Origin of the sequence: Sphingomonas sp. NFX23, from assembly GCF_049887795.1 — a bacterium.
Classification (GTDB): Bacteria; Pseudomonadota; Alphaproteobacteria; order Sphingomonadales; family Sphingomonadaceae; genus Sphingomonas.
In genome coordinates, this window is the sequence record NZ_JAGEKH010000011.1 from 74,024 (window position 1) to 95,291 (window position 21,268).

The 21,268-nt window shown below is 62.5% G+C and carries 19 protein-coding genes; 11 read left to right on the forward strand and 8 right to left on the reverse strand.

The annotated features are described in order from the left end of the window. Positions 1-66: 66 nt before the first annotated feature. Together J4O76_RS22950 and J4O76_RS22955 are read left to right on the forward strand one after the other, a co-directional pair. Complete coding sequence (locus tag J4O76_RS22950; protein WP_426284435.1) at positions 67-1,563, forward strand: CoA-acylating methylmalonate-semialdehyde dehydrogenase; 1,497 nt, start codon at positions 67-69, stop codon at positions 1,561-1,563. A gap of 52 nt (positions 1,564-1,615) precedes the next feature. After that, positions 1,616-1,753, forward strand: a complete 138-nt coding sequence (locus J4O76_RS22955) for a hypothetical protein (RefSeq protein ID WP_426284436.1) — start codon at positions 1,616-1,618, stop codon at positions 1,751-1,753. Between the two features lie 568 nt (positions 1,754-2,321). Here J4O76_RS22955 and J4O76_RS22960 read toward each other — a convergent pair. The 3 genes from J4O76_RS22960 to J4O76_RS22970 all read right to left on the reverse strand — a co-directional run bounded on the left by J4O76_RS22960 (position 2,322) and on the right by J4O76_RS22970 (position 3,382). Next, positions 2,322-2,765 (reverse strand): hypothetical protein, encoded by a 444-nt coding sequence (locus J4O76_RS22960; protein ID WP_426284437.1) that lies wholly within the window; start codon positions 2,763-2,765, stop codon positions 2,322-2,324. A 107-nt stretch (positions 2,766-2,872) separates the two neighbouring features. After that, the gene (locus J4O76_RS22965) at positions 2,873-3,076 is read right to left on the reverse strand and encodes a DUF5818 domain-containing protein (protein WP_426284439.1); all 204 of its coding nucleotides are present in this window, start codon (positions 3,074-3,076) and stop codon (positions 2,873-2,875) included. 108 nt (positions 3,077-3,184) lie between these two features. Continuing rightward, a complete protein-coding gene (locus J4O76_RS22970) occupies positions 3,185-3,382 on the reverse strand; it encodes a hypothetical protein (protein ID WP_426284440.1) in 198 nt (65 codons plus the stop codon). 371 nt (positions 3,383-3,753) lie between these two features. Between J4O76_RS22970 and J4O76_RS22975 the strand changes: the two genes are divergently transcribed. The 8 genes from J4O76_RS22975 (at position 3,754) to J4O76_RS23010 (ending at position 13,031) form a co-directional block, all read left to right on the forward strand. Further along, complete coding sequence (locus J4O76_RS22975; RefSeq protein WP_426284441.1) at positions 3,754-4,095, forward strand: type II toxin-antitoxin system RelE/ParE family toxin; 342 nt, start codon at positions 3,754-3,756, stop codon at positions 4,093-4,095. Further along, positions 4,092-4,376 (forward strand): helix-turn-helix domain-containing protein, encoded by a 285-nt coding sequence (locus tag J4O76_RS22980; RefSeq protein WP_426284443.1) that lies wholly within the window; start codon positions 4,092-4,094, stop codon positions 4,374-4,376. The genes J4O76_RS22975 and J4O76_RS22980 overlap by 4 nt, the downstream gene beginning before the upstream one ends. 99 nt (positions 4,377-4,475) lie before the next feature. Continuing rightward, complete coding sequence (locus J4O76_RS22985; protein WP_426284444.1) at positions 4,476-5,591, forward strand: metallophosphoesterase family protein; 1,116 nt, start codon at positions 4,476-4,478, stop codon at positions 5,589-5,591. Continuing rightward, positions 5,588-8,221 (forward strand): AAA family ATPase, encoded by a 2,634-nt coding sequence (locus tag J4O76_RS22990; RefSeq protein ID WP_426284446.1) that lies wholly within the window; start codon positions 5,588-5,590, stop codon positions 8,219-8,221. Before J4O76_RS22985 ends, J4O76_RS22990 begins: the two co-directional genes overlap by 4 nt. Before the next feature lie 689 nt (positions 8,222-8,910). Next, complete coding sequence (locus tag J4O76_RS22995) at positions 8,911-9,162, forward strand: (2Fe-2S)-binding protein (protein ID WP_426284447.1); 252 nt, start codon at positions 8,911-8,913, stop codon at positions 9,160-9,162. Positions 9,163-9,220: 58 nt separating this feature from the next. Then, positions 9,221-9,403: a 2Fe-2S iron-sulfur cluster-binding protein gene (locus J4O76_RS23000; protein WP_426284448.1), complete on the forward strand. Its 183-nt coding sequence runs from the start codon at positions 9,221-9,223 to the stop codon at positions 9,401-9,403. Beyond that, complete coding sequence (locus J4O76_RS23005) at positions 9,400-11,619, forward strand: molybdopterin cofactor-binding domain-containing protein (RefSeq protein ID WP_426284450.1); 2,220 nt, start codon at positions 9,400-9,402, stop codon at positions 11,617-11,619. Before J4O76_RS23000 ends, J4O76_RS23005 begins: the two co-directional genes overlap by 4 nt. Positions 11,620-11,744: 125 nt before the next feature. Then, positions 11,745-13,031 (forward strand): glycoside hydrolase family 130 protein, encoded by a 1,287-nt coding sequence (locus J4O76_RS23010; RefSeq protein ID WP_426284452.1) that lies wholly within the window; start codon positions 11,745-11,747, stop codon positions 13,029-13,031. A gap of 392 nt (positions 13,032-13,423) precedes the next feature. Here the strand turns inward: J4O76_RS23010 and J4O76_RS23015 are convergent, their stop codons facing one another. Further along, on the reverse strand, positions 13,424-13,924 hold the full coding sequence (locus J4O76_RS23015) for a peptide-methionine (S)-S-oxide reductase (protein ID WP_426284453.1): 501 nt from the start codon (positions 13,922-13,924) through the stop codon (positions 13,424-13,426). A gap of 439 nt (positions 13,925-14,363) precedes the next feature. Then, a complete protein-coding gene (locus J4O76_RS23020) occupies positions 14,364-16,703 on the reverse strand; it encodes a TIM-barrel domain-containing protein (RefSeq protein WP_426284455.1) in 2,340 nt (779 codons plus the stop codon). 134 nt (positions 16,704-16,837) lie between these two features. On the opposite strand from J4O76_RS23020, the gene J4O76_RS23025 reads away from it, so the two are divergent. Further along, complete coding sequence (locus J4O76_RS23025) at positions 16,838-18,451, forward strand: DUF5597 domain-containing protein (protein ID WP_426284456.1); 1,614 nt, start codon at positions 16,838-16,840, stop codon at positions 18,449-18,451. Between the two features lie 223 nt (positions 18,452-18,674). On the opposite strand, the gene J4O76_RS23030 is transcribed toward J4O76_RS23025, so the two are convergent. The 3 genes from J4O76_RS23030 to J4O76_RS23040 form a co-directional block, all read right to left on the reverse strand. Next, the gene (locus tag J4O76_RS23030; protein ID WP_426284457.1) at positions 18,675-19,469 is read right to left on the reverse strand and encodes an SGNH/GDSL hydrolase family protein; all 795 of its coding nucleotides are present in this window, start codon (positions 19,467-19,469) and stop codon (positions 18,675-18,677) included. Between the two features lies 1 nt (position 19,470). Further along, on the reverse strand, positions 19,471-20,250 hold the full coding sequence (locus J4O76_RS23035; protein ID WP_426284458.1) for a GDSL-type esterase/lipase family protein: 780 nt from the start codon (positions 20,248-20,250) through the stop codon (positions 19,471-19,473). Between the two features lie 196 nt (positions 20,251-20,446). Beyond that, complete coding sequence (locus tag J4O76_RS23040) at positions 20,447-21,241, reverse strand: IclR family transcriptional regulator (RefSeq protein ID WP_426284459.1); 795 nt, start codon at positions 21,239-21,241, stop codon at positions 20,447-20,449. Between the last annotated feature and the right edge of the window lie 27 nt (positions 21,242-21,268).

Sequence of the window (21,268 nt, forward strand, 5' to 3'; positions counted from 1 at the left end):
TTTTGTGGTGGTTCCGGTGTCGGATTGCGGAGCCTAACTCCTCCATAGCAATTTGGAAGGAACAGCATGCGCAATGTATCGCATTTCATCGGCGGGCAATCGACGCCCTGGTTGGGCGAGCGGACCGGCGACATCTTCGACCCAACGATCGGACAGGTCCAAGCGCAGGTCGATCTCGGCACCGTCCAGACTGTCGCCGACGCCGTAGCCAACGCACGCGCCGCGCAGCCCGCCTGGGCCGCCACCAACCCGCAGCGCCGCGCCCGCGTTATGTTCCGGTTCAAGGCGCTGATCGAGGAGAATATGGAGCAGCTTGCTGCGCTCCTGGCATCGGAGCACGGCAAGGTTATCTCCGATGCAAAGGGCGACATTCAACGTGGACTCGACGTGGTCGAATTCGCCTGTGGCATCCCGCATCTGCTGAAGGGCGACTATACCGAGGGCGCGGGGCCCGGCATCGACGTCTATTCGATGCGCCAAGCGCTAGGGGTCGTTGCTGGCATCACGCCGTTCAACTTTCCCGCGATGATCCCGCTGTGGATGCTGGCCCCCGCGATCGCGTGCGGCAATGCGTTCATCCTAAAGCCGTCCGAGCGTGATCCGTCGGTGCCGGTGCGCCTCGCCGAACTGGCGCTCGAGGCCGGGCTGCCTGCCGGAATTCTCAACGTTGTCCACGGCGACAAGCTCGTCGTCGACGCAATGCTCGACCATCCCGACGTCAAGGCGGTCAGTTTCGTCGGCTCGTCCGACATCGCGCAATATGTCTATGGCCGTGGTGCTGCTGCGGGCAAGCGGATGCAATGCATGGGCGGTGCCAAGAACCATGGCATCATCATGCCCGACGCCGATATCGACCAAGCCGTCGCCGACATTCTTGGTGCCGCTTATGGCTCGGCGGGCGAGCGCTGCATGGCGCTGCCCGTCGTCGTCCCGGTCGGCGAGAAGACCGCTGAGGTGCTGCGCGAGAAGCTAGTTGAGGAGATCGCCAAGCTCCGCGTCGGTGTTTCGACCGATGCTGAGGCGCATTACGGCCCGGTCGTCAGTGCGCAGCACAAGGTGCGGATCGAGGGCTATATCCAGATGGCGGTCGACGAAGGGGCCGAACTGGTGCTCGACGGCCGCGGCTTCGCACTGCAGGGTCACGAGGACGGCTACTTCCTCGCGCCTACGCTGCTGGACCATGTCCGCCCTAGCATGCAGAGCTACAAGGAGGAAATCTTCGGGCCGGTTCTGCAGATCCTGCGCGCCGACACGTTCGAGGATGCGGTGCGCTATCCCTCAGAGCATCAGTACGGCAACGGAGTTGCGATCTTCACCCGCAACGGGGACTTCGCACGGCGGTTCGCGAGTTCGGTCGAGGTTGGCATGGTCGGCATCAACGTGCCGATCCCGGTGCCGGTGTCCTATCACAGCTTCGGCGGGTGGAAGCGGTCGGGCTTCGGCGACCTCAACCAGTACGGCACCGACGGCATCCGCTTCTACACACGCACGAAGACCGTCACCCAGCGCTGGCCGAGCGGCGGATCAGTAATCGATCAGAGCTTCGTCATTCCGACGATGTGAACTTGAGGCGCTTGCGAACCGTTGGCGCCTAAACCTTTCGAGGAGAGCCGAGATGATAATCGAGACGCCGAAACCCGATACCGAACGTCCGCCGCTGACCCAACCGGTCACGCCGGACGCACCGAACACCGGCAGCCCGATGGACGACGAGCCAGAGCCCGGTACCGACCCGATGCACGAAGGGCCATAACGCCCAAGGATCCTTGTCACAGCCGCTGAGATTGCTGAGATTTTCAGTTTGCAACTACGCGTTGCGCAGCAAATAGGTAGCTGCCGTACGGATGAAGAAACATTGGCGGGAATATGCCGCTAAACATCTCTTTTTACGGAAGCCTAGGTAGCCAGCTTGAGGAACGGTGTCGATATCCGGATGAACGGTTATCGAAAGTCGTGAAGTGCCCTGCCAATGACAGCTTCAGTCGTCTCATCTATCATTCCATTTGTGGCATATCCGAAGGGGGCCAGTAGAAAACCCGATTATCGCCAGGCAGCGCGTCGTTAGCTTGGCGAGAAAGTTTTTGTTAGTAAGCGCTAACTTATCTGCCAGATCTATTCTTAAGGACCAAGTGCCCGATACGAGGAAATATAACCCGTCTCCAGGGGTATACCCTGAGTGAGCATGTGGTTTGAACATGAAACCCGTTCAAACAGGGTCGGTAACAGCGAAATCAATACCTTACTCACGAGGTCTAGACCCTGCTTGCACACATAGGATGCGTCTGGCTTACCGGCGTGGATCGCGGGGTCGGCCTATGCCTCTAGCGGGTAATCGTGGGATTCGTAGTCGATGGCATGAGCGTCGGCACGCTTTGCATGCTTGACGCTCGGTTCGCGGTTGCCATGAGATCAACGTCAGTCAGATCGCGGCAATCGATCCACCATTTGGCGTCAGTGACCCGAAGGCATGCGTTACAGTCGGCGTCGCTGTTTGAGTTGAATAGCGCTGCGAGCCGCTTGGTCCTGATCGTCGACGCCCAACCGATTTGCCGATCGGTGCCGGTTAGCGGTGGAAGAGCAAGGTGTGAGACAGCTGCGCTGCTTGCCGCTGCCGCGGCGACCTCCTCAGCCCGCTTTTCTGCAACGAAGCAGGCTCGACAGGCAGTCGTCTTGAGCCACTTGGCCTTCCGTTCCTGCTGGCTGTCAAAGCCCGAAAGATAGTGAACCTGCTCGTGACCGCAGGCATGAATGATCCGCTGTTCCATGGCTGGGATGATGGCTGTTCGCGGTTTGTGCACAACTGCAATGAGTCGGGTTGAATCAGAATTGCGACCAGTAGCTGACAACGTAAGCCAGAGGCATCCTTGACCAGCTAAGCTGGTGCAACCCCGTCGGCATTTACCAGACCTGGACCAACCAATGTGCCGATGAGCCGGACGCGCTTCTCTACCAGATCTACGGGGGTGCGGTGCAGTTCCAGCTCGTACCGCCCACCGACATCGCGGCGAAGATAGAAGGCCCCGCCATCTCGTATTAGGGTGCCAGTCTCATTGATCCGGGATCCAATCGCTGCCATCGCTGCGCCTTCGCTCCATCATGTCGTGAAAAGTTGCGGGAGATCGTTGGGTCTGAGCGATGTTCTTCAGTGGCCCCATGCTTCTGCTAACGCGTTTGCGACCGGCCTTCAAAGACTGATATTACGCCGCGCCATTTCAAGGAACGCCATATCGCCGATTGGTGAGCGGGGCTCTGCTTTAAAAATGTCAGCCAAATCGAGCAGATCCTCGTCGGAAAGGTTCGCGACCGAAGCTTCGATCCCGGCAAGGCGCCGCACGGCGTGATCGCCGCGATCGGCGACCCGCTTCATTCTTGTCTTGAGCATGTCGCCCTTTATCATAAACGCTGCGGGGGCGGCAGCGGCAATTACGGCCCTTGGCTGAGGTCATTCGGCCAAATGCACGCTATCTGCAGGTGAAAAAACGTCTTCAATGGAGGAACGCACCGCGTTCCGGCAACGGATCCCGAAGCGGCCGGAACGTATAGTTTCGACTACAATACCGTAATTAGAGTGCATGCGGACTGTCTGCATTTACGACAAAACCGGTGGATAGAGGCCCGTCCGTTATCGGGCAACGATCGGCGTAACCGGACGTTCGTTCATGCTGTCGGGCGGGGGCCAACCGGTCGCTGTTGGTGCCCCCCGACCATAGCTATGCGCTTGACTAACTACGGGTAACCCGTACACGTGCCGGCATGCACTCGGTTATCGAAACCAATGCCTATCATGCGGCGGCGAAGGACGTTGGCATGAGTGCCGACGAGCAGCAGATGGTGGTCGACCTGATCACCGCCAATCCGGAAGCCGGTGAGATCATGCCGGGGTGCGGCGGGGCCCGTAAGTTACGGGTAGCGCGGCCGGGCGGCGGTAAATCTGGCGGGTATCGGGTCATCACCTACTATGCGGGCATAGATGTCCCGACGTTCCTGCTGACCGTGTTCGGAAAAAACGAAAAGGCCAACCTCACCAAGGGTGAGCGAAATGCCCTTGCCGCTTTCACCAAGACGCTGACCGACAGCCTTAGGAGGAAAAAATGAAGAGTGCCTTCGACAAGATCGCAGCCGGCCTCAGTGATGCTATTGCCCACGCCGATGGGGAAACGGGTCACGCAAGGGTAGCAGCGCCCATCGATGTGGCCGCGATCCGCAAACGTACGGGCAAGACACAGGATCAGTTTGCCCGCGCATACCATCTCCCACTGGGTACAGTGCGGGACTGGGAGCAAAGCCGCAGCCAGCCAGATGCGCCGGCGCGAGTCCTGTTGTCGCTCATCAAAGCCGAACCGGACACCATCGAGCAACTCGTGCAGCGGGCGTAGTGTCCTGAACAAGAACGCAATGGCGATGATGTTTGCCAGCAGTATGGCAAAGTGGCGGCAGCGTTCGACACGTGGGTCAGAAGTTACCGAGAGAGCCCTATGCTACGCTTGATACACACCGCAGACTGGCAGCTAGGCAAGCCCTACGGCCGCTTCGACAGCGATGTCCGCGCAGCGCTTAGCGAAGCGCGCTTCGATGCGATCGATGCGATCGGCAAGGCCGCGGCCGAGTATGACGCGGCTCATGTCCTTGTCGCTGGCGACGTCTTCGATACCGAGGGTCCAGAAGATCGCGTCATTGTGCAGGCAGTGTCGCGGATGCAGCGATATGCCTGCACGTGGTGGCTGCTCCCCGGCAATCACGACTTCGCCCGTAACAGTGGTCTGTGGGACCGTGTTCGCGCCAAGGGGGCGGCGAACATCCGCATCGTCACGGAGCCCGTGCCGTGCAAGCTGGATCCCGGACACTGGCTCCTGCCAGCGCCGCTGACGCACCGGCACAACCTCGATGATCCAACCGCCTTGTTCGACACCATGGAGACTCCGGGCGCGACACTACGCATTGGCTTGGCCCATGGTTCGATCCGTGACTTTTCGTCGCGCGGTGAGGCGCAAAACCAGATCGCTCCCGATCGCGCACAGCGCTCCAGCTTGGACTATCTGGCACTCGGTGACTGGCACGGAGCGCTGCGGGTCGATGCGCGAACCTGGTACTCTGGCACACCGGAAACAGATCGCTTCCAGCGCGACGAACCGGGATATGCCTTGCTCGTGACGCTTGAGCCAGGCGCGGAACCGGTCGTGTCACCGATCCGCACGGGCAGGTTCCAATGGCTGATGCGGGATTGGACGATCCCGGACGCGGACGGCTTCGTAGCCGAGTGCGATCGGCTGCTCGGCCCGATCGAACCGTCGGCGACGCTCCTGCAGCTGTCGCTCGCCGGGATCGTCAGCCTCTCCGACCGGATTGCGATCCTTGGCAGGCTCGACAATGACCTGCGTCATCGCCTGCGCCATCTGGCGGTTGCGGCAGATGATCTGGTCGGTCGGCCGAGCGAGCAGGATCTGGCAGATCTTCAGGTGGAGGGCATGATCGGAACGGCTGCCGCAAAACTGATGAGCATGATCGAGGTCGGGGGTAACGACGGCGTTACGGCCAAGCGGGCGCTCGAGCGCCTCTTCGTGGAATATCAGCGCGGAAAGGACGCAGCATGAGCCTCAAGATCCGGCGCATCGCGCTGTCCAACTTCCGCAAGTTCCGTGATCCATTCGTTCTCGATGGGCTCACCGACGGCTTGAACGTCATCATCGAGCCCAACGAGACCGGCAAGTCGACACTGCTGGAAGCCATGCGCGCGGCCTTCTTCATTCGGCACAACACAGCCAACCGCCTGGCGCGGAGCTATGCGCCGCACGGCGAGGCGGTCGCCCCGCAGATCGAAATCGGCTTCGAGGCGAGAGGCGAGGAGTGGCAGGTCAGCAAGCGCTTCCTGAAAGGTGCGTCGGTCGAGGTGCGTGGCCCGAACGGCCGGGCACAAGGCGAAGATGCCGAAGCCCAGCTGCAGGCATTGCTCGGCGCGCGGCGTGACACGAGCCAAGCCGGCGACGCGGCCGCACACGGCGCGCTGGGGCTGCTTTGGGTAGGGCAGGCGCAGGCGCTCGAAGTCAGTGCCCCAGGCGACATCGTCCGCGACAGCGTGCGCGCGACGCTGGAAGCTGAGGTTGGCGCAATTATGGGCGGCGCAGCCTACCAGCGTGTCCGGCCCCGGATCGACAGCCAGTTCGCAGACTATTGGACCAACACCGGCCGACCTAGTGGTCGGCAGACGGCAGCTCGTACCGAGCATGACGCTGCCGAGAGCGCTGCGACCGAGGCGGCAACTCGGCTTGCCGCCCTAGAGCGGGGCTTCTCCGATCTTGAGGCGGCTCGGGCCAAGCTGAAGGTGCTGGACCGCGATCTTGCTGATACGGCGGACACAGAGCGGCGAAAGGCGCTGGTCAGTCAGATCGACGTGGCGCGGTCCGCGGCGCAGTTGCTCGACACTAGGCGGGCTGAGCAAGGTCGTCTTGCTGATCAGGTCAGGGGCCTTGAGGATCTCACCGCGCGCCTCGCCGATGCTCGGAAGGCCGTCAGGGACACGGCCGCGGCGCTAAGCAAGGCACGTGAGAAACGATCCGCCCTAGAAGAGGAATTGACCACCACGCGTGAGCGAGCGGGTACGGCGCGGGATCGGCTGGCGACGGCCCGCGACGATAGGCGCAAGGCGCATGCCGTATTCGAGGCTGGCAACAAATTGGTTACGGCACGAGTACGCCACATCGAGATCGGCCGGGCCCGCCAGCGGCACACCGAACTGCTGCCCCTCGAATCCGAACTAGAGGCAGCGCGCAAGCTTGGTACGACCGTGATCCCCTCCAGCGTCATCAAGACGCTGGAGGAACGCGAACGTGCCGTCGACAAGGCGCGCGCGGCTGTCGAGGCCGGTTCGACCCGGGTCGAGTTCGCGGGCGATGTCAGCGGCGTTCGGATCGACGGAATGTCGGCTGAGCCCGGTGACCGGACGCTATCGCGTGAGACGCGCATCCAGCTTGGCGAGGCTGAGTTGATCATCCGACCGCCAGCGGGGCTGCAAGGCGCCGAAACGGCGCTCGCCAATGCCCGAGATGATCTGGGCGCCGCGTTGGCCGACCACGGGGTGACGAGTGTCGCCGACGCGCGGTCACGTAATGAGATCGCACGTGACGCTGTTGCCAACGTGCGGACGCTTGAAGCGCGGATATCTGGAATCACGCCGGCCGTGGCGTTGCTCGGTCTCGACGCCGGTGCTTCGGCCCTGAAGACCTTCATGGCAGGATTGCCGGAAAGCACTGAAGGGGAGGGCAGTGAGGAAGGACCGGACGTCGACGCGTTGAGCGTGATCGCGGCGGAGGCGGATTCAGCGCTCGCAAGGGCGGAGGGTGTCGATGAGGCGGCGTCTGCGCAACTGCGCGAGCTGGAAGCGCGCAATGCGCCGCTGATGGTTCAGGCGGCTAGCGCAGAGCGGGATGCTGCCAACGCCGGAGCGCAGCTGGCTGCTCTAGTAGGCAAGCCTGAGGTAGATCGCCTGGATGAGGCTCTGCTGGATGCACGTCAGCGGGAAGCGGCAGCGCTGGTTAGTCTGCAGGACGCAGAACGTGCTGCGACAGCGCATGATGTAGTGGCGATCGAACGCCAGATCGGGTTGTTGGACAAACGCGTCGAGGTCGCCCGGACGCAGCGGATCGATCTGGAGAAGGTGGTCGCCGGGCTCGAGGCGCGGATCGAGGCGGAAGGGGGCAAGGGACTGGCGGACCGCGCTGCTGCTGCGCGAGAAGAAGCGGATGCTGCGGCCGCCAACCTGGTGCGCGTCACGCAGGAGGCAGAAACGCTGAAGCTGCTTCGCGACATGCTGGAAGGGGCGCGAGCAGAGACCTCACGGACGTTCGTCGGGCCGGTTGCGCGCCGCGCGCGTCGTCACATCGAACGGCTACTGCCTGGATGCGATCCGAGCTTTGGGGATGATCTGGGCCTGACGTCGATCACGCGTGGTGGCCGGGGCGAGATTTGCGGCGATCTTTCCCGTGGCACCCAGGAGCAGCTTGCGGTGCTCACCCGGCTGGCTTTCGCCGACATGCTGCTGGAGCAGGGCGTGCCGGTGTCGCTGATCCTGGACGACCCGCTCGTCTATTCGGACGATACCCGCTTAGATATGATGAACGAGATCCTGACCGACGCCGCAACACGAATGCAGGTCATTTTATTGACCTGCCGTGACCGCGCGTTCCGTCATCTTGGCAATCGGATCAACCTGATCGGGGCGCATTGAGAACGAATAGCGGAAGCCCGGTGGTAGAAAGCGGCCTGGCCGCTTCGGAGTGACGAATCTGCGATACACGGCGGTCGTTCATGTAGTGAAGCAAGAGGCTGAGCGGCTGCCAGTTGCGGTCGCGCAGCAACTCCGGCGCGCTGAGGGACCTGGTGTTTCCACCTAACCTCTTATTTCGTCGCCGACCAACGTGACAGTTGCTTCATCGTCTTTGGTTTCCGCCTTGCGAGCTTCGCTGCAGCACCGCGCCCGGTCATCTTCGGAGTCCATTGGTTTGGGCGGGGCCCGGACTTTAATTTGGCGGCTGTAGTCGCCGTCGTTCTTAATTGATGCAGAGCGTTGCGACATCCGTTAGCGCTCCATCAAGGGCAAGAGCGGCGTAAGTTACAGGGGTGGGGTCCAATGCGTATCAAGTTCGTCGAAATTTCCAATTTCAGGAAGCTGGATCTACCCATCTCGACTTCGACCCAAAACGACGATTCTGGTCGGCGCAAATAATAGTGGTAAGACTTCCGCAATGGTGGCGCTGCGATATTTTCTATTGGCGCCCAACCGCTTAGCTCTTCGGGATGTGACAATCGCCAGCCGCTCACGCGCCGTGCGGAGAGCGCGGTGCTTCCGTTCCGGCTCAACGGACCGGCGTGGAAGAACCTCGAGAAAGACGTCGCCAAGGCACGCAAGGAGGGCGAATGATCGACCTGACCGTCAATGGTGCGACGGAGCTCGTGGATATCGATCCCGCGACCCCGCTGCTCTACGTGCTGCGCGACGATCTGGGGCTGCATGCCGCAAAGTTCGGATGCGGCCTGGGGCAGTGCGGCGCGTGCACCGTGTTGGTTGACGACCAGCCGGTGTTCTCCTGCGTCCTCCCCATCGGTGCGATCGGCACGCGAAAAGTCACGACGGTCGAGGGACTGGGCACGGCCGCCAAAACCGGGTGACGTCCAGCGCGCCTTTCTCCACGAACAGGCGGCGCAGTGCGGCTATTGCATCCCCGGCGTGATGGTGCGTGCGGAAGGACTGCTGCGCAAGACTGTGACCCCGACCGAGGACGAATTGCGGACGGCGATGGCACCCTCGCTCTGTCGGTGTGGGACACACATGCGGATTTTGCGCGCGGTGCGGAGGGCAGCGGTGATGCGCGGCGGCGGCGTGGTCGATGCCGCGGAACCCGTGACGTGAGCGGCGAGGCGTCACGCCGCGACGTGCTGGGCGGCTTGCTCGTCGCATTCTCGCTCGCGCCGTCTACCGCGTTGTCGCAGACCGGCGGCGAGGGTAGTGGCGGACCGCCGACAATCGCGCCTGACCTACCGGGGACACTGGCCAAGTTCCCCGATCTCGACGCCTGGATCCGGATCGCACCCGACGGTCGCGTAACCGTGTTCACGGGCAAGGTCGAACTCAGCACCGGTGTGAAGACCGCGATGGCGCAGCTTGCCGCCGACGAACTCGACGTCGCCATCGACCGGATCGACCTCATCACCGGGGACACGGGCCTGACACCGAACGAGGGCGTGACCGCGGGGAGCCAGACGCTCGAACAGAGCGGCACCGCGATCGCCAATGCCGCCGCCAACGTCCGGCTGTTGCTTGCCGAGGCAGCCGCGACGCGGTGGGGCGTGGCGGCGACCACATTGTTCACACGCGACGGTGCCGTGCTCGATGGGCAGGGTCGGCGCGCGACCTATGCGGGGCTGGCTGCATCCACCTCGCTCGCAGTGCGCGCAAGGGCGGACGTACCACGCAAGCGTCGGGAGGCTCGACGGCTGATCGGGCGGCCGGTACCGCGCGTCGACCTGCCCGCCAAGCTGACCGGCTTGCCAAGCTATGTGCACGACATGCGGCTGCCCGGCATGGTGCACGCCCGGGTCCTGCGCGGACCGTCATCCGGCACGCAACTGACGCCCGATCTTTCTGTGCTGCGCCGACGACCGGGTGTCGCGAGGGTTGTGCAGGTCGGCCGTTTCGCCGCAATCGTCGGGCCGCACGAATGGCCGCTCGAGCAGGCGCTTCGCGTGGCCAATCGGGGCCTCTGGGTGCGCGATCCGTCGGTGCCGGCGTTGTTCCCGATGCCGGCTGGGCTGCTGGACATGCGGCGGGAAAGCCAGGTGATCGACAACCGCCGCGATGACCCTGAAGCGCGCGGCGTCCAGCAGTTGTCGGCACGCTATGACAGGCCCTATCTGATGCATGGCGCGATCGGGCCGACCTGTGCGGTGGCACTGTTTGCCGAGGATCGGCTGACGGTGTGGACGCATAGCCAGGGTGTCGAGCCGCTCCGCCAGGCGATCGCCGAACTGCTCGCGATCCCGGCCGACCGTGTCCGGTGCGTCCACCGCGAAGGAGCAGGATGCTACGGGCACAACGGCGCGGACGATGTGGCCGGGGACGCTGCGCTGATCGCCCGCGCGATGCCCGGCGTCCCCGTGCGGCTGCAATGGAGCCGCGAGCAGGAATATGGCTGGGAACCGCTCGGGCCGGCGATGCTCGCGCAGGTCGACGCGACGCTCGATGCATCGGGACGGATCGTCGACTGGCGGCATCAGGTGTGGAGCAATACGCACAGCACGCGACCGGTCGCGGCGGGCGATCTTCTCGCCGGTGCCGAAGTCGTATCGTCGTTCAAGCCGACCCCGCCGAAACCGATCCCGCAGCCCAATGGCGGCGGCGACCGCAACGCCATTCCACTCTATCGTTTTCCTAACCAGACCATCGTCAGCCATTTTCTGCCCGACATGCCGGTACGCGTCTCGGCGCTGCGGGGCCTGGGCGCGCACCTGAACATTTTCGCGCTTGAAAGCTTTATGGATGAGCTGTCGGCAGCAGCGGGACAGGATCCGGTTGCGTTCCTGCTGGCGCACTTGGACGATCCACGCGCGGCTGCTGTGATCCGGCAGGCCGCAGCACGGTCTGGCTGGGCGCGATACCGATCCGCCCCCAATCGCGGGCGGGGCTTCGCCTTTGCCCGCTACAAGAACCACGGGGCCTATTGCGCCATCGCGCTCGACGTAGAGCGTATCCCCGACGAAGGCCGGCTGATCGTCCACCGCGCAGTCGCTGCCGTGGACAGCGGCGAGGCCGTCAACCCGGATGGCATCCGCAATCAGGTGGAGGGCGGGATCGTCCAGTCGCTGAGCTGGACCGCCTTCGAAGCGGCCGGGCACGACGGGGCGCGCCGGACCGATTACGATTGGAGCACCTATCCGATACTCCGGTTTGCCGATGCGCCACGCAGCGTAAAAGTTGAGGTCATCGATCGGCCGGGCACGCCTTTCCTCGGGACCGGTGAATGTGCCCAGGGACCGACCGCGGCCGCGCTGGCGAATGCTCTGGCTTCAGCGACGGGGGAGCGGCTGCGAAATATGCCTTTGATCGGCCGGTCGTTGCCGCAGACGTAACCGTTAGACCCTGCACTTCAGCCAAGACTTCATACCTACGGACCTGGGATCGGGTGCCGCTCGACATCGTTACCTCAGCGTGTCGCGAGCGCTCTCTCGCGAGAATAGCTGAAAGGCCGATGCCGATGAACGCTGCCGATGTCTTCACGACGCTGGACGTCGAGTTGAAGCCCGATCCGTCGCGCACCGTGATCCGGCCGTTCAGCTTCGGCTATCCGAAAGCGTTCGAGGCGGACCGCCCGCCCCGCAGCCAAGTCGTCGTGGACCGCGTCCAGGCGCTGGACGATACGATGCGCCAAAGGATGCGCGACCTGCTGCTGACGCCCATGCGCGAGCGCCACCGCAACGCCGAGCAGGTCCTGCTGCGTCGTTTCGATGAGGTACGGCAGGACATAGGGGACGGCGACTTCAACGAGGACGAACGGCTGATCATCGGCGCCTATTTCAGCCAGGAATACGCGTTCGAGTCCGCCGCGCTCTTCAACCCCAGCATCGTTTCACTGACGGATGAAGAACCGTCCGTGCCGGGCGCGGTCCGCTTCGTCATGTCGCTGCGCGGCATCGGCGAAGGTCATATATCGTCGATCACGTTCCGTACCGGCGAGTGGGGACCGGGCGATCGGCTGGTGATCGATCCGGCCAGCGCGCACGGCGTCCCGCCGCGCATTGAGCGGCAGGATGACGGGTGGGTCCGCCTGCTCTGCGAAGACAGCCGGGATGCGTCCGAAACCGTCATCTTCCCGGTCTTACCGAGCCAGCGACAGGGCATAGAGGATCTGCGACTGGTCAACTTCACCGATCACGACGGTGTCCGCAGCATCATCGGCACGTACACCGCGTTCGACGGCAAGGATGCGCGCCAGGAAATCCTGCGCGGAGTCGACCTGCGCCGGGTCGAGATGAGGGCGCTTGCCGGCGCCATGACCGGCTACAAGGGGATGGCGCTGTTCCCGCGGCGGATCGACAATCAGTTCGTGATGCTGGGCCGCCAAGACAGCGAGAACATCTGGCTGCTGCGATCGGACGATCTCTACACGTGGGAGACCGGAACGCCGATCATGGCGCCGAAATATCCGTGGGAGTTCGTGCAGCTGGGCAATTGCGGATCGCCGATCGAGATAGACGAGGGTTGGCTGGTGTTCACGCACGGTGTCGGCATGGTCCGGGGATATTGTATTGGTGCATGCCTGCTCGACAAGGACGATCCGTCGAAGGTGCTCGCCCGCACGGCATCGCCGTTGCTGTTTCCCAGCGCGGAACAACGCGGGGGCTATGTGCCGAACGTGACCTATAGCTGCGGTGCGCTGATCCGGGATCGCCGCATCTTGCTGCCCTACGCGATCGGCGACGAGTATTCGGCGTTTGCCGTGGGAGACGTGGATGACCTGCTATCCGTGATGACCGACACTTGATCCGGCGTGGCGCAGGCTGGCGTTTTGGGTAGTGGAACCTGGCAAGCTCACCAACTACGGTTGGGCGACGGATGTCGCATTTCTAAGTTGGTAAGCTGCCATTCCGGGCTCGTCTCCCAGACAGCCGGTCTGATAGCCGAGTATAGCCGAGTATGGATCCTGCCCGTCCTCGGCGTGCAACGGCAGCATGCGCGGTAGACAGGAACGCGGGAAGGAAGGGAGCCGTCCGGCTGACACGAGTGATCTCCGCATTGCCGGCAAAACCGCTGACACCGATGTGACAAATGCAACTGACAAGTGAGCAGGCGGTCTCGACGTAGATCGCCATAGCATCGGGGCAGAGGAATAGCACGGGTCGCTGCCGCGTCTTGGCATGACAGCCGTTGGAATCGCTATCGCACTGCGTCGCCCTCGGACAGGACATGCCGGGCGAAGTCTCGCCGGATCGCAACCAGCTTGGGGTCGATATAGCGTTGGCAGAAAGGTCGGGTCGGATCGGTACGGTAATAGTTGCGGTAGCGCTCTTCCGATGACCGGAACCCGACGAGCGGCAACACCTTCGTCCGCACAGCGCTGTCAACTTCCTGCCTGAGCAGGGTGATCGCCGTAGCCGCCCGATGCCACTGGTCGGCATCCCCAAAATAGACAGCGCTGCGGTAACGCCCGTTCGGTGAATAGCCGCTGTTCGCCGAATGGGTGCGCAGATGGACCTCAATCAGAATGTCGAACGAAATTATCCCGGGATCGAATCGGACCATCACTCCTTCGGCCCAGGCATCGTCGGGTGCGGTCGATTGCAGAAAGCCTTGATTGACCTGGGAGACGCCGCGCAGGATTTGAAACACGCCTTCGGTGCACCAATGACACCCGCCGCCGAAGCCCGCCGTTTCCATGCTTACCTTCTCCAACCGGTCAGGCGAGATGCCCTTCCGCTTTCTGCGTTGAATGGCGGCAACGTGTAGCGGTGGTCGGATCGTGGCCTGGCATCGGCCAGGCCGTCTTCCCGAATGGGCTTGTCCGCCGACGGCGCTGACCGATACCGGCCCGAGTACACCCGCTAGACAACACCTGAACGAACCAATGGTTTCGAGATAAACTCACGTCGTTCTGAACGACCAGTTGTGGGTCTACTAGTCAAGGTTTGCTCTGGCCCATCACCCAACCTGAACGCTCAAGCCGCTTGGAAAATCAATACGGGCGTCCGCATATCGGGTATTATGATCATTATACATTTGGGGTGATTGGCGAGTACCGTTCAGGCGCGGGCTCTCGAACTGCAAGTCATCGTATCTGACTTATTTGCGGCGGTCCATAGGGGACCGTCGCAAGTAATCATCGACCTTCGACCAAGCGAACAAGCTTGGCGGGATCCTGCCCCGTCGGTAGCGCGGTCGAAGCGCTAAGCCGTGCGGCGGTGTCGTCCCAGCGTAATGTCGCCGACTTGCCGCCGTCCTTCCTGTAGGCGTTGGTGGTGCCGTCGTCGTCGTAGAGCGAGAAACTGGTGCTCCGGCCCGGATAGATGCGGATGGACTCTAACGGCTGGCGCGTCGAGGTGCTCGGCACCTGAACGCCGATCGGTAGAATGGATCCGGCGCGGACGAACAGCGGGATCTGATCGATCGGTGCGGCAACATCGATCGTTTGGCCGCCAGTGTACTTTTTCTCAGTCCAAAAATCATACCAGTCGGCACCAACGGGGAGATAGACCTTTCGGCTGGTAACGCCTTGGTCGGTGACGGGGGCAACGAGGAAGGCGGGGCCGAACATGTACTCGTCGCCCATGTCGGCGACCTTCGGATCGTTCGGGAAATCCATAAACAGTGCGCGCATGAATGGTGCGCCGGTCTGATATGTCGTGTGCCCTAGCGAGTATATGTACGGGATCAGCGAATAACGGAGCTTTAGAAACTTCGCGAGAACGGGTTCAGCGGCGGTGCCGTAATCCCAGAGTGCCGTGCCGGGGCGCTGGCCATGGATACGCAGTGTCGGGGTGAAGCTGTTATAGGCGAACCAGCGCGTGAAAAGCTCTGGGTAATCGGCATAGCTCGGTGACATTGCGGCCGCGCCGGCAGGGTCGAGGAGCACGGGGTTCAACGCCTTGGGGCCGTTCGGATACTGCCAACCGCCGGTGTCGCTGCTCCAATAGGCCATGCCGGTTGCGGTGAAGCCGAGGCCCGCAGGGACTTGGCGACGCAAGGCTTCCCAAGTCGACTGAATGTCCGACGACCAGAACAACGCGCCGTTGCGCTGCGTACCGAGATAGGCGGCGCGTGACAGGATCAGATTACGGAAATCAGGTCGGTCGCGTGCCGAGCCGTCGGCGACCCCCGTAGTATGCACGAGCGGGTAGAGGTTGTGATAGCGGTCACCCGATCCGATCGAGTAGAAATGGCCGTCCGGTACTAAATCCGGCTCGGTCTCGTCGAGCCAGAACCAGTCGAAGCCTTGGCTGGCGATGTTGTCGCGGATCTTGCCCCAGAACCATTCGCGCGCGTCCGGGTTGGTCGAATCGAGCAGGCCGCCGGTACGGTCGGAGCGGACTGGCAGCCCGTCGACCACACCGCCGTCCTTTTCATGGAGCATCCAGCCCTTGCTCGCTAGCATGTCGTAATAGCGCGACTCCCGCTCGAACCGCGGCCAGACGCTGATGATCGAGCGCATGCCGAGGCCCTTCAGCGTGTCGTTCATGCCCTTGGGGTTGGGGAAATAGGTGCGGTCGATGTCCAGCTGCCCCATCCGCGACCAGTAGAACCAGTCGAGCACCATCACGTCGAGCGGCAGATTGCGCTTGCGATACCCTTCCGCGACGGCGAGCAGCTCAGCCTGTGTCTCGTAGCGCGCCTTGGACTGGATCAGTCCGAAGGCGGCCTTGGGGGGCAGGGGAGTGGCGCCGGTGAGCTTCGCGTAACCCGCATAGATCTCGTCGGTGGTCGCGCCGCTGATGACGAAGAACGAGACGCGCTCCCCGACGTTAGACTGCCAGTGCGTCGAATTGTGCAGCCCCGGCGACACCGTCGTCGCCGACGGATTATCCCAGACGATGCCATAGCCCTTGTTGGTAACCATAAACGGCACGCAGAGCGTCTCGCCGGCGGGGGCATCGTAATTGTGGCGGCAATCGATGGTTCGCCCCTTGAGATCGAGTTTGCCTTCCTGGTTCTGGCCAAGGCCGTAATAATGCTCGTCGGGATGCACCGCGAAGCTAGCGCCGACCCGGAACGTCTTTTCACCGTTGATGGTCTGCGGCGCCATTTCCCAGCCGGTCATCTCGGCGAGCGCGCTGCCGTCGGCGCGCTTGATCGTGATCCCGACGCCCGGCAGCGAGGGCGCGAAATAGCGTTCCATTTGGCTAGGCGCCTTCGGCCAAGGCTTGGCATCGACCGTGATCAACAGCGCGGAAGAAGCGAAGACGTCGCCGCTGGCATCGGTGCGGTGGCTCCAACCGGTCGCGTCGGGCTTGGCGTTAGGGCCAGGCCCGGGTGCGGCCGTCACCTCGTCACGGTCGAGCGCGATCGTGACCCGGACGATATTAGGCGCGTAGGGTTCGATCGCGACCAAGCTTCCATTGCGGTCGACGGTAGCGAGCGGCTTGGCGAGCGCGGGTGCGGCAAACGCGACCAGCGAGGCGCCGGTGGCGAGCAGCAGCGCGCGACGGATGAACGGACAGCTCATTATCTCTCTCCCGGACGTGGCGCGGTTGTCCGCTTCGTAATTTCACTTATGATATCCTTGTTCATCAGCGCAAGTCATGCTTGATCATACAAATAACGTCGGGACCAGAGGGTATCCGTCCGGAGAGGAACATCATGCGTATCGCACTTGCAACCTTGGCCCTGCTCGCTTCCGGCACGGCGTTCGCCCAAGCGACGCCGATCCCAAAGATCGAGACGCGCGACGGGCGCCACGCGTTGATCGTCGATGGCGCGCCGTTCTTGATGCTCGGCGCACAAGCGAACAATTCGAGCAACTATGTATCGCAGTTGCCCGCGGTGTGGCCAATGCTCGACCGGATGCACGCTAACACGCTGGAGATGCCGGTCGCGTGGCAGCAGATCGAACCGATCGAAGGCAAGTTCGACTTCACATTCGTGCAAACGCTGCTAGACCAGGCGCGTACGCACGACAAGCGCGTCGTCCTGCTCTGGTTCGGCACGTGGAAGAACACGTCGTTCGCCTATACGCCCGACTGGGTAAAGCTCGACAATGTGCGCTTCCCCCGGATGAAGACGCGTGATGGCAAGGATCATGGCGTGCTCTCAGCGATGTTCCCCGCAACGATGGAGGCGGATAAAAAGGCGTTCGTTGCGCTGATGACGTACCTCAAGGCGCACGATCCACAGAACACTGTGATTATGGTCCAGCCCGAGAACGAGACAGGCAGTTACAGTAACCCGCGCGATTATGGCGCGAAGGCGAATGCGCTGTTCAATCAGGCAGTGCCAGCGTCCTTGACAAGGGCGCTTAGCAAAAAGCCCGGCACGTGGGGCGCGGTATTCGGCGCGCAGGCCGATCGGGCGTTCAACACATGGCACGTTGCGCGCTTCGTCGACGCGATCGCCGCGGCGGGTAAGGCGATCAAGCCCCTACCGATGTATGTAAATGCATCGCTTGCCGGACCCTCAAACGTGCCCGATCCCAACGGCGTCGCGAGCGGCGGGCCGCAGCAGGACGTGCTTGACATCTGGAAGGCGGCAGCGCCGTCGATCGATGCTGCAGCGCCCGACATTTACGACCGCAAGGCGAGCAACGTCGTTGCATATCTCGGAGCCTATACGCGGCCGGACAACGCTTTGCTGGTGCCCGAGATCGGCAATGCGGCCGACTTCGCACGGTTCTTCTGGCTGGCGCTGGGGCGCGGCGCCATCGGCTATTCACCGTTCGGCATGGATGACACCGGGTACTCGAACTATCCGCTCGGTGCAAAGATGCTGGACGACGAGACGGTAGGGGCAATCGGCCGCAAATACGCATTGTTCGCACCAATAGCGCGCGAATGGGCGAAAGTAGCGTTCACGTGTCCGACCTGGGGCGTGGCCAAGGGCGACGACGGCGCGGCGCAGTCGACGGTGATGGGCGACTGGTCGATTACGGCGAGCTTCGGCCAGTGGCAGTTTGGGCAGAAGGAATGGACTTGGATCAAGTCGGATAAGCCGGGCTGGGCGGACCAGCCGGTCGGCGGCGCGGTGGTGGCGCAACTGTCACCCAACGAATTTCTGGTCGCAGGCGATTATGTGCGACTGAACTTCGGCATGACGTCGAGCGGGCCGGCCAAGGGAATGATGGTGCGAGTCGAGGAGGGGACGCTGACCGGCGGCCGCTGGACAACGACAGCGGTGTGGAATGGGGACCAAACAGATTATGGCCTCAACATCATCAACCGACCGCTGCTGCTCAAAGTGACGATGGGAGTGTATAAGTAGGCGTCGCCTTGTTGCCCCTGACTTCCCCGGCAAGCGCCGGGCCAGCCGGGATGGTGTCTCGGCCAGACCGATATATCGTCAATTGAACCGCGCCCTCCGCCAGGTGGCGTTAAATCATACCAATTCGCGGCCTTCGATGTGCATCGCTCGATCTCGCCGCGCGCTCGGCCGGTGGCAAAGCTCGAGGCGGCGGTGCCAGCGAGGACGCCGCGGCGGTCATACCTCAATTGCCGGTTCCCAGTGTCTTGGCGATCGCAGCCAGCGCGAGGGGTTTCATGATAGCGTAGCCGGCGGGAGTCGGGTGGACGCCGTCGCTCGACAGACCGGGTTTCATGCCACCTTCGGGCGTGGTCAACACTTTGTAGTAGTCGACATACGTGTAGCCGTGCGTCTTTGCGTAGCCCCGTATCCAGGCGTTAAGTTCGACGATCTGCGGCGAGGGACGCTTCGACGGGTTCCACGGGAAGGCGCTGGCGGGCGGGGTCGAAGCCAAAATTACCTTGATACCGTTTGCGTGAGCGAGTTCGGCCATACTGGCGATGTTACCCTCAACGGTCGCCATCGTCGCGGCGCCCGTATTACCCGCGATGTCGTTGGTGCCAGCCATGATGTGTACCGCCTTTGGGTGAAGCAGGACTACGTCGTTGCGGAAGCGGATCAACATCTGCGGCGTGGTCTGGCCGCTGATTCCACGGTCGAGAAGGCCGTTTGCGAACAGCGACGCATCCGCGCCGATCCAGTTGTCAGTGATCGAATCGCCCAGAAAGACGACGCGCGTAGGTGTCTTCAGCGCGGCGTTCTGCGCGGCGTAGCGGCAGATTTGACCATAATCGCGCGTCAGCATGTGCAGATTATACATCTGGTAGCTGTCGGTTGGCTTAGGATGAGTAGGACACGGGTCGGCGACAATGCCTACGGCGTCGTCGGCGTAGGGGTCGCCGGGGACTATAGTCTGCGCAGAGGCAGGCGCTGAGAGTAGGAGGGCGGCAAGTAGAGCTGCGAGACTTTGGTGGTGCATATCAGTTCCTTGCAAGTGCAGAGGCGATCGCGCGCGCGGCGATCGGAGTCATGCGGGCATAGCCAATGTCGAGGGGGTGTACGCCGTCGGTGGTGTAGGCGTGGCCAAGCAGGCCGTTGTCGTCGACCAGTACATCATAGTAGTCGGCATAGGCATAGCCCCGCCTTGCACAGAACGCGCGGAGCCAGGCGTTGAGGGCGCGGAGTTCGTCGGGTTTCCGCTCCTTGACGACATCGCGTGCGGCTTCGGTATAGTTGTTTACCGGGAGCAGTGATCCAAACACGACTTTGATGTGATGCACGTCGGCTAGGTCGGCCATGGCTTCCCAGTTGGTTTCGATCTGCTCGGGGGCTTCTTGTTGCAGGAAGCCCTGTACGTCGTTGACGCCAGCGAGGATCACCACTGCCTGTGGGTCGAGCGCGATCACGTCTTCGTGGAAGCGGAGAACCATCTGCGCGGTGACCTGGCTGCCAATTCCACGGTTGATATAGGGTTGGCCAGGGAAGCTGACGGCAAGATTCCAGCGGTCGGTGATGGAGTCGCCGAGGAATACGACGCGGCGCTCGCCGGGTTTGCGGGCCGGAAGGGCGGCATTGGCCTTTTGATAGATGTAGCGTTCGCCGAAATCCTGCATCAGGCTCGGCAACAGTTTTGCGCGGAATGGGCCGAGCCAGCGTCCCCAGTCCTTTTCCACGACTGTCCTGCGCTCGGGTGAGCTTTGATAGTTTTGTGCGCTGGCCGCGCCAGAAAGGAGCGCCAAGATGAGGACTGCCGCGTTCATGGAAGTGCGCCGTGATGCGTCGCGAAGGTTGCGAACAGACCGGGTCACGTCAATGTCCAGCGATCGACGGTCCACGCATGATCGAGGCGCATACTTTTGATGTTCGCGGCATCGGCAGGCGCGTACACGATCTCTGTCTGGTGGATTGCGCACACGCTTGCGGCGCCTCTGCGTGGAACAGGATCATGGGATGAGTTCATGCGGATGAAACTTCTTGGCGATCAGCGCCGACGCGATCGTGCACCACGGGAGTGAGCTGTTCGGCTATTGTGGCTGCGGCCTCGCGCAGGACGGTCTTGGAGGCGTCAAGCGTCACGCGAGTAGCGGGACCATCGACGAACGGCATGGTCAAAGCGGCACGCGCGATCCCTGCAGCGAGGATAGGTACCGATAGGTCGGTGATGCCGTTCAGTACCGGGCTAGGACTCGTGCCGCAACCATTGGCGGCGAGTTCGCAGAGCTTTGCCGCAAGCCCGCCTTCTTCGATCTTGGCGCCGGTCTGGCGAATGTCGTCCAGCATCGCCCGCCTCGTCTCGATGGTCTGGAAGGCGAGCAGGACACGTCCTGAAGCCGAGTTGTGAAGAGGGCGTCGATATCCCACGCGCACTGCGAACCCGGAGAGGCCTGGCGCCTCCATCCCTGCGATAACGATCATTTCAGCACCGGAAACGACGGCCAGATGGCAACTTTGCCCGGTTTTGCGAGCGACATCGCGCATCAATGGTAGCGCGGTCGAGACGAGATCTCGGACAGGCGGTTGGCCCATGCTGAGCGCGAATAACCGGTCCGTCAGCCGGTAGCCGTCGTCACCGCGCGCGATGTAGCGATACTCCTCGAGCACCTGAAGCATCCGAAAGATTTCGCTCACCGATCGGCCGAGTGCGGTCGATATATCTGACATCATGAGCGGAGTGCTGGCCGAGGCGAGCAACTCAAGGATTTCGAGCCCCTTGACCAGTGCGGGCGCCTGATAACGCGATTTGCTCTCCATACCTCTCCTTCACGGACTGTCGCGTGC

Excerpts from the sequence above, each read along its gene's own strand:
- J4O76_RS23020 (WP_426284455.1), bottom strand. The coding sequence starts at position 16,703 with ATGAGCTGTCCGTTCATCCGTCGCGCGCTGCTGCTCGCCACCGGCGCC.
- J4O76_RS22970 (WP_426284440.1), bottom strand. The coding sequence starts at position 3,382 with ATGCTCAAGACAAGAATGAAGCGGGTCGCCGATCGCGGCGATCACGCC.
- J4O76_RS22960 (WP_426284437.1), bottom strand. The coding sequence starts at position 2,765 with ATGGAACAGCGGATCATTCATGCCTGCGGTCACGAGCAGGTTCACTAT.
- J4O76_RS23025 (WP_426284456.1), top strand. The coding sequence starts at position 16,838 with ATGCGTATCGCACTTGCAACCTTGGCCCTGCTCGCTTCCGGCACGGCG.
- J4O76_RS23030 (WP_426284457.1), bottom strand. The coding sequence starts at position 19,469 with ATGCACCACCAAAGTCTCGCAGCTCTACTTGCCGCCCTCCTACTCTCA.
- J4O76_RS22995 (WP_426284447.1), top strand. The coding sequence starts at position 8,911 with ATGATCGACCTGACCGTCAATGGTGCGACGGAGCTCGTGGATATCGAT.
- J4O76_RS22955 (WP_426284436.1), top strand. The coding sequence starts at position 1,616 with ATGATAATCGAGACGCCGAAACCCGATACCGAACGTCCGCCGCTGACC.
- J4O76_RS23015 (WP_426284453.1), bottom strand. The coding sequence starts at position 13,924 with ATGGAAACGGCGGGCTTCGGCGGCGGGTGTCATTGGTGCACCGAAGGC.
- J4O76_RS22965 (WP_426284439.1), bottom strand. The coding sequence starts at position 3,076 with ATGGCAGCGATTGGATCCCGGATCAATGAGACTGGCACCCTAATACGA.
- J4O76_RS22985 (WP_426284444.1), top strand. The coding sequence starts at position 4,476 with ATGCTACGCTTGATACACACCGCAGACTGGCAGCTAGGCAAGCCCTAC.
- J4O76_RS23035 (WP_426284458.1), bottom strand. The coding sequence starts at position 20,250 with ATGAACGCGGCAGTCCTCATCTTGGCGCTCCTTTCTGGCGCGGCCAGC.
- J4O76_RS22975 (WP_426284441.1), top strand. The coding sequence starts at position 3,754 with ATGCACTCGGTTATCGAAACCAATGCCTATCATGCGGCGGCGAAGGAC.
- J4O76_RS22990 (WP_426284446.1), top strand. The coding sequence starts at position 5,588 with ATGAGCCTCAAGATCCGGCGCATCGCGCTGTCCAACTTCCGCAAGTTC.
- J4O76_RS22980 (WP_426284443.1), top strand. The coding sequence starts at position 4,092 with ATGAAGAGTGCCTTCGACAAGATCGCAGCCGGCCTCAGTGATGCTATT.
- J4O76_RS22950 (WP_426284435.1), top strand. The coding sequence starts at position 67 with ATGCGCAATGTATCGCATTTCATCGGCGGGCAATCGACGCCCTGGTTG.
- J4O76_RS23040 (WP_426284459.1), bottom strand. The coding sequence starts at position 21,241 with ATGGAGAGCAAATCGCGTTATCAGGCGCCCGCACTGGTCAAGGGGCTC.
- J4O76_RS23010 (WP_426284452.1), top strand. The coding sequence starts at position 11,745 with ATGAACGCTGCCGATGTCTTCACGACGCTGGACGTCGAGTTGAAGCCC.